Source organism: Streptomyces sp. NPDC058000 (genome assembly GCF_042886435.1).
GTDB lineage: Bacteria > Actinomycetota > Actinomycetes > Streptomycetales > Streptomycetaceae > Streptomyces.
In genome coordinates, this window is the sequence record NZ_JBHVQS010000041.1 from 71,103 (window position 1) to 78,049 (window position 6,947).

Annotated in this window: 6 protein-coding genes; 3 read left to right on the forward strand and 3 right to left on the reverse strand. The window is 72.3% G+C overall.

Translation table 11 applies throughout. From position 1 onward, the window contains the following. Positions 1-90 precede the first annotated feature (90 nt). Positions 91-1,278 (reverse strand): cytochrome P450, encoded by a 1,188-nt coding sequence (locus tag ACFVT2_RS30420; protein ID WP_390022983.1) that lies wholly within the window; start codon positions 1,276-1,278, stop codon positions 91-93. A 428-nt stretch (positions 1,279-1,706) separates the two neighbouring features. Then, positions 1,707-2,996, reverse strand: coding sequence for an ATP-binding protein (locus tag ACFVT2_RS30425; protein WP_390022985.1), 1,290 nt, complete (start codon positions 2,994-2,996; stop codon positions 1,707-1,709). Between the two features lie 228 nt (positions 2,997-3,224). Between ACFVT2_RS30425 and ACFVT2_RS30430 the strand changes: the two genes are divergently transcribed. Next, a complete protein-coding gene (locus tag ACFVT2_RS30430; RefSeq protein ID WP_390022987.1) occupies positions 3,225-3,950 on the forward strand; it encodes a Mut7-C RNAse domain-containing protein in 726 nt (241 codons plus the stop codon). A 16-nt stretch (positions 3,951-3,966) separates the two neighbouring features. Here the strand turns inward: ACFVT2_RS30430 and ACFVT2_RS30435 are convergent, their stop codons facing one another. Beyond that, positions 3,967-4,599: an HAD-IA family hydrolase gene (locus ACFVT2_RS30435; protein WP_390022988.1), complete on the reverse strand. Its 633-nt coding sequence runs from the start codon at positions 4,597-4,599 to the stop codon at positions 3,967-3,969. A gap of 603 nt (positions 4,600-5,202) precedes the next feature. On the opposite strand from ACFVT2_RS30435, the gene ACFVT2_RS30440 reads away from it, so the two are divergent. Both ACFVT2_RS30440 and ACFVT2_RS30445 read left to right on the forward strand, forming a co-directional pair. After that, complete coding sequence (locus ACFVT2_RS30440) at positions 5,203-5,988, forward strand: hypothetical protein (RefSeq protein WP_390022990.1); 786 nt, start codon at positions 5,203-5,205, stop codon at positions 5,986-5,988. A 169-nt stretch (positions 5,989-6,157) separates the two neighbouring features. Further along, positions 6,158-6,856: a class F sortase gene (locus ACFVT2_RS30445; RefSeq protein ID WP_390022991.1), complete on the forward strand. Its 699-nt coding sequence runs from the start codon at positions 6,158-6,160 to the stop codon at positions 6,854-6,856. Positions 6,857-6,947: the final 91 nt, after the last annotated feature.

The window sequence follows — 6,947 nt, forward strand, 5'->3', positions numbered from 1 at the left end:
CGGCGCGCGGACCAGCCGCGTCACCGACCTCCCCGAACTATGCGTCAGGTGTCTGTCCGACCCTGATCCACCGGACAGGCACCAGGCCCGCTACCCGTCCCAGCGGATCGGCAACCGGTTCATGCCGCGCATGAGGAGACCGGGGCGCCAGGCCGGGGCGTCCGCGACGGTGTCCAGGGCGAGGCCGGGGCAACGGTCCAGTAGGGAGCGGAGGGCGATCCGGCCCTCCAGACGGGCCAGCGGTGCGCCGAGACAGAAGTGGATGCCGTGGCCGAAGGCGACATGACCGCGCGGATCGCGGGTGATGTCGAAGTCGTCGGCGCTGACGAACCGTTCGGGATCGCGGGAGGCCGAGGCCAGCGAGATCAGCACGGCGGAACCGGCCGGGATCACGGTGCCGCCGAGTTCCACCGGCTCGGCCGCGCAACGCCAGGTGGTGGTCTCCACCGGGCCGTCGTAGCGCAACATCTCCTCCACGGCGTTGTCCACCAGGCCGTCGTCGGCCCGTAGGGCGGCCAGTTGGGCGGGATGCTCCAGCAGGGCCCGCACGCCGTTGGAGATCAGGTTGACCGTGGTCTCGTGGCCGGCGACCAGCAGGAGGAAGGCGGTGCCGATCACTTCCTCGTGGGAGAGCCGATCGCCGTCCTCGTCGCTGGTCCGGACCAGGTCGCTGAGCAACCCGTCGCCGGGTTCGCGGCGGAGCACCTCGACGAGGGCGGTGAGGTAGGCGGACATCTCCTGGACGGCCTGCTGCGTCGCTTCGGGGCTGGCCGGTGAGACGAGCTCGTGGGACCAGGCGCGGAAGGCGTCGCGGTCCATGGACGGGACGCCGAGCAGTTCGCAGATGACGGTCATCGGCAGCGGGAAGGCCAGCGCCTCGATGAGGTCGGCCCGGCCGTCCGGTGCGGCCAGCATCGCGTCGAGGAGTTCGTCGGTGATGCGCTGCACGCGGGGGCGGAGCGCCTCGACGCGGCGACTGGTGAACTCCTTCGCCACCAGTTTCCGCAGCCGGGTGTGGTGCGGCGGATCCGCATCCAGCATGTTGGTGAACAGGGGCGTCTCGTCGCCGACGAGGCGTTGCAGGTTGGCGCTGCTCCAGTCCTTGCCCAGCCGCGGATCGGCGAGCGCGGAGCGGACCGCCTCATGGCCGACGACCAACCACGCCTCCTGGCCGTACGGGGTGCGCACACGGTGGACGGGGCCCTGGGCCCGCAGCTTGGCGTAATACGGGTAGGGGTCGGTGATGAAGTCTTCGCCGTAGGCGGGCAGATCGACCACCGGAAGGACCGCGGGATCGTGCGCGGGTTCGGTGGACGGGGCGGGCCGCGATGCGGATATCTCGGAGCCCTGCGGCCCTTGTGACCCGTGTGACCCCTGTGGGTCCTGTGTGACCTCGGGGGACCGAGGGGTCTGCCCGGCCTGCGGGGCCTGCGGATTCTCCGGCATATGCCGTCCCGCCTCTCTCGACTCGCAACTGTGTCGGTGTTCCACCGCACTTGGCGCAATGCCGCACCGTGCGGTCCGGCTGCACTTCTCACCGTATGCAGCCGGTGACGCGGCATCGTCGTTCCAGCGGAGGAGCCGGCACGGACGGACCTCCTCCAGACGCAGTGCGACGGCGTCATCGCGGTGGTGGAAAATGCCCGGCCCCTGGCCGAGAGCGCGGCGGCCGGCGGTGGCCACCGCGCTCTCGGGGTCTCGGGTTCTCAGCAGCGGGCGTGGGCGGTGATGTCGGCGCTGAACTCGTCGATCATCGCGGGCGTAACGGTCGGCCGGCACTGCCCGATCGCGGCGAGGTAGTCCTCGGTGCTCGCGCCGAGCCGGCCCGGGGCAGCCGTCCCGCCGCCGATCGCCTCCAGATCCCGCTCGAACGACGCCTGGGCGGCCACCCTGGCCGCGTGCTCGATGTCCGCCGGGGTGAACAGCTCACTGGCCGCGACCAGCGCCGGAATGGCGACATCGGGCCGCCCGTCGGTGTACCGGGACCAGATCGCCGCCCGGGCGGCCTGGTCGGGCGTCCCGATCGGAATCAGGTAGTCGAAGCGCCCCGGGCGCAGGAACGCCGGGTCGAGCGAGCGGATGGAATTGGTCGCACAGACCAGCAGCCGCTCGTCCTGCTCCCGGAAGCCGGGGATCAGCTTGAGCAGCTCATTGGTCACCCCGTGCAGACCACCCGGCTGCGCCGGCTCGCCGCGCACCGGCGCGATCTCCTCGACCTCGTCGATGAACACCAGCACCCGCTCCAACTCGGCGATCCTGGCGAACGCGCTGCGCAGCGCCGCCGCCAGATTGCCCTCGTCCGCCAACCTGGACGGCAACAGCTCGACGAACGGCCAGCCCAGTCGGGCGGCGATCCCGCGGGCGAACGTGGTCTTCCCGGTCCCCGGCGGCCCGAACAGGGCGATCGCCCGCGGCGGCCGCACCCCGTGCCGGGCGGCCCGCTCCGGCTCCGCCAGCGGCAGCACCACCCGCCGTTCGATCAGGTCCTTCTCCGCCTCCATACCGGCGACCTTGGCCCACAGGTCGGTGGGCAGGAACCGCCCGCCCAGGTCGTCCAGGAGACCGGCCGCGGGCCCGTGGTGCGGCTCGACCTTCTCGAAGTAGGCGACCGCGGGCTGCCGCGTGTAGCCCGCGTTGAGCAGCCCCTCCCCGAGCAGGTCCTCCTCGGGGAGCACATACGCGATCCGGCTCACCCGGGCGGCGATCAGGCGCCGCTCCAGCTCGACCAGCAGCGCACTGGCCAGTCCCCGGCCGCGCCAGGCCGAGGAGATCGCGATCCGCATCACCCAGCCCCGTTCGCCCGCGACACAGGCGAGTGCCGCCCCGATGGGAACGCCCTGGTGGACGGCGACCACGGCGGGCTGCCGCGAGGTCAGGGCGCTGATGCACTCGGCGAGCGAGAAGACGGACTCCTGCCCGAGCTCGGCCGTGGAGTCGATCAGGTGGACCACTTCGGCGAGGTCCTTCTCGCGGTAGTCGTGGATGAGCCAGTTCACCGGTGCCGCCCCTCGTTGGTGTCGCTGATGTTGCTGACGTGCAGGTGAGGCTAGGGGCGGTGGCCGGACCGGTCCTGTGCCACGGTGCACAATCCGTTCGCCGGACCGCTACGGTCCGTATGTAGCGCCGCAAGGGCCGGATACGACACCGGCGGACACCGCCCCCGGTCGCCCCCCACCACGGAATCCGCTGGCTGACACGGCCCGCCCGATGCCATGCTGTGCGACGTGAACGGACCCGAGATCGCCCTCAGCTTCGCCCCTGAGCTGCACCTCTTCGTCGGAGCGGAACGGCGCGCCGGACGCACGCCGCTGGTGACCGACGGCGCTTCGACGCTCGGCCACCTCGTCGAATCGCTGGGCGTCCCGCTCACCGAGGTCGGGCGGCTGGTCGTGGACGGCGCACAGGCATCCGTCTCGCACATCCCGCGGCAGGGCGAACACATCGAGGTACAGGCAGTCGAGCGGCCGCAGCGCGTCCCCGGCGCTCCGCTGCGGTTCCTGCTCGATGTGCACCTCGGCACGCTGGCCCGCCGGCTGCGCCTGCTCGGCGTCGATGCGGCGTACACCAACGAGGACCCGGGCGACGCGGCGCTGGCCGCGCTCTCCGCCAAGGACCGGCGGGTGCTGCTCTCCCGCGACCGGGGCCTGCTGCAACGCCGGGAGATCTGGGCCGGGGCCTACATCTACAGCGACCGGCCGGACGACCAACTCCGGGACGTACTCGGCAGGTTCGCGCCCACCCTCAACCCATGGACCCGCTGCACCGCGTGCAACGGCCCCTTGGCCGCCGCCGACAAGGACGCGGTCCAGGAGCAGCTCCAACACGGCACGCAGCGCACCTACGACGTCTTCGCGCAGTGCACCTCGTGCGGACGGGTCTACTGGCGCGGCGCCCATCACGCCCGCCTGGAGGCCATCGTCCAAGAAGCGCTGCGGGCCGGCACCGGCTGACCCGCCCGGCCGCCCCTCACCCGCCGCCGCCCGCCCTCCGCACGAACTCCTCGATCCGGACGAGCGTGCCCCCGGTGTCCGTGTGCAGATGACCGGCCATGCCCAGCGCCCGCGCGGCGCGCACATGGCCCACGGTGTCATCGACGAACAAGGCACCTGCCGGTTCCGCCACACCCGCCCGCCGCAGCGCGAGCGCGTAGATGCGGGGGTCGGGCTTGGCGTGGCCGACCTCGCAGGACAGCACGGTGCCGTCGACGGCGTCCAGCACTCCGGCGGCGGCGAGCGCGGGGCGCATCTCCGGCCAGGCATTGCTCACAAGGACGGTCCTGGCCCGGCCACGCAGCGCCCGTAGCCCGGCCAGCAGGTCGCCCTCCCAGTGCTGCCGGGTCGCCAGGTCCCGCCGGATCTCCGCCATCAGGGCGCGGTCGGCCCCCAGTCGCTGCCGGACGGTGTGCCACCAGGCTTCCTGGCCGGTCCGGCCGATCAGCACCTGGTCGTCGTTGCCGGCGAACAGCGCGGCCAGGAAAGCGTGTTGGGGGATTCCGAGCCGGTCGCCCCACTCGGCCGCGGCCGCCGGCAGGTGATCCGGCGAGAGGACCCCGCCGATGTCGAGCAGAATCGCGGGCCCGCCCGGACCTCCGATGGCCACCCGCCGCCCTCCGTTCCCCGCTGCACCGCCGCTGTCCGGCGGTCCGCCCCCGTCCCCTCCCGGACTCTAAGGCGCGTACAACCAATTGACGCAACCTCAGGGGCCGGCGTGAGGAGTAGGAAGGCCAGGCGGTCTGCGCCCGGGTCCGGGGCCCGGGCCGTGTCTGTGTCCGTGTCTGTGTCCGTGTCTGTGTCTGTGTCTGTGTCTGTGGCCACGTCAGCGACCGTCCCGATCCTGACTCGTGACGGGCGACATGGTGCCTGGGAAACGCCCGTACAACCGTCGCCCGACCGGAACCGGGACGGGCCGCCCGGACGTCCGGGCGGCCCGCGCCAAGCGCTCTGTCACGGGCCCGGGAGCCGCTTCCGGGCCCCCTTAGACCCCCTCTAGCCCACCTTGATGACGACACGCCGGAGCCACGCGCCGTCCAACGGGTGAATACGTCGTCCTCCGCCACCCGAAGAGCCGACGTTGTCCCCCGAATGCGACGTTCTCCGGTGGTGCCGAGCCGGATTCCGACTGACGGTGATCACGTCGCTACTGCGATCCGATGTGCCGACGAAGTGTCAGCCTTCGCAGTCGCGCCGAAAGGAACATGACTCCATGCGCACTGCCCGCACTCTGTTCGCATCCGCCGCCGTGATGGCGGCGCTCACGATCACTGCACCCGCCGCGACTGCCATGGGTCTGGCCGAGGGCTTCGCCTCGGGCATCGGGACCTCGGTCAGCGGTGACGACCACGGACGCGGCGACCGGGACCACGGCCGCGGCGACCGCGACCGCGACAACGGCCGCGGCGACCGGGACCGGGACCACGGGCGTGGCGACCGGGACCGCGACAACGGCCGCGGCGACCGGGACCGCGACTACGGTGGCTACGGCGACCGCGACCACGGCTGGGGCCACCACCGTCAGCCGCACGGCGGTGTGCACACCGGCGGTGGCGCGCTGGCCACGGCCGTGATCGGGGACTGGGACACCAGCAGCAACTACGGTGACGACCACGGGCGTGGCGACCGCGACCACGGCCGCGGTGACCGGGACCACGGGCGTGGTGACCGGGACCGTGACCACGGGCGTGGCGACCGCGACAACGGCCGCGGCGACCGCGACAACGGGCGTGGTGACCGCGACAACGGCCGCGGCGACCGCGACAACGGGCGTGGCGACCGCGACCACGGTGGCTACGGGCGTGGCGACCGCGACCACGGTGGCTACGGCGACCGCGACCACTGGGGACGTCGCCCGCACGGCGGTGTCCACACCGGTGGCGGCGGCATGGCGATGTCCGGCAGTGGCCTGGCTGCCGGCTCCGTCCTGATGCTCGGTGGTCTGGGCGCCGGTGCCTACATGCTGCGTCGCCGCAACGCGTCGGGCACCGCAGCCTGATCAGGCTGCCACCTCCGGAGGTCGATGTGCAGTCGCGGCCACCGTCCTCACCGGACGGTGGCCGCGGCGATTGCGTAGTCGTCGCCGCTCCGCAGGTCCGTGCGGACCCGCTGCCGACGCCCGCGCGGTCCCTCCGCACCGCGCCCCGCCCGCTCACGAAAGGCCCCTCATGACCGCCCAGCAGTCGCCCCAGCCGAATCCGAACCCCGATCCGCCCAAGTCAGCCACCGCGGTCCGCCCCGTCGGACGCGGCCTGATCTGGGCCGCGGGAGCATTTCTGCTGGGTGCCTTCCTCGTCTACAACTCCGTGGACACCACGGCGGACGCCAAGCCGCAGTCCCGTCCCAAGGCCGCCGCCTCCGTCAAGCGCCGAGCCGCCGCGCCCGTCTCCGACCTGACGCTGCCCCGCTCCGCACCGAAGCGGCTGACGATCCCGGAGATCGCCGTGGACGCGCCGTTCACCTCGCTGACCCTCGGCCCCACCGGGGGGCTCAATCCGCCCCCGGCCGCCGACAAGAACCTCGTCGGCTGGTATCAGGACGGTGCGGCGCCGGGAGAGCGCGGCGCCGCGATCGTCGCGGGCCACGTGGACACCAAGACCGGCCCGGCGGTCTTCCTGCAACTGGAGACCCTCAAGCCCGGCGCCACCGTCGAGATCACCCGCGAGGACGGCATCGTCGCGACGTTCAAGATCGACTCCGTGGAGACCTTCAGCAAGGCGACCTTCCCCAACGACAAGGTCTATGCCGACACGCCGGACGCCCAGCTCCGCCTGATCACCTGCGGTGGCTCGTACGACCACAAGGCCAAGGACTACGTGGCCAACGTGGTGGCCTTCGCGCACCTCGTCTCGTCGAAACGCGCCTAGGGCCTGTCCGGTGGATCATGGCCGGGTCCGCGGCGTCTGGCACGGCACTCCCCCAGCTAACGCTGGGAGGTGCCCCCACGCCGCGTTGCCG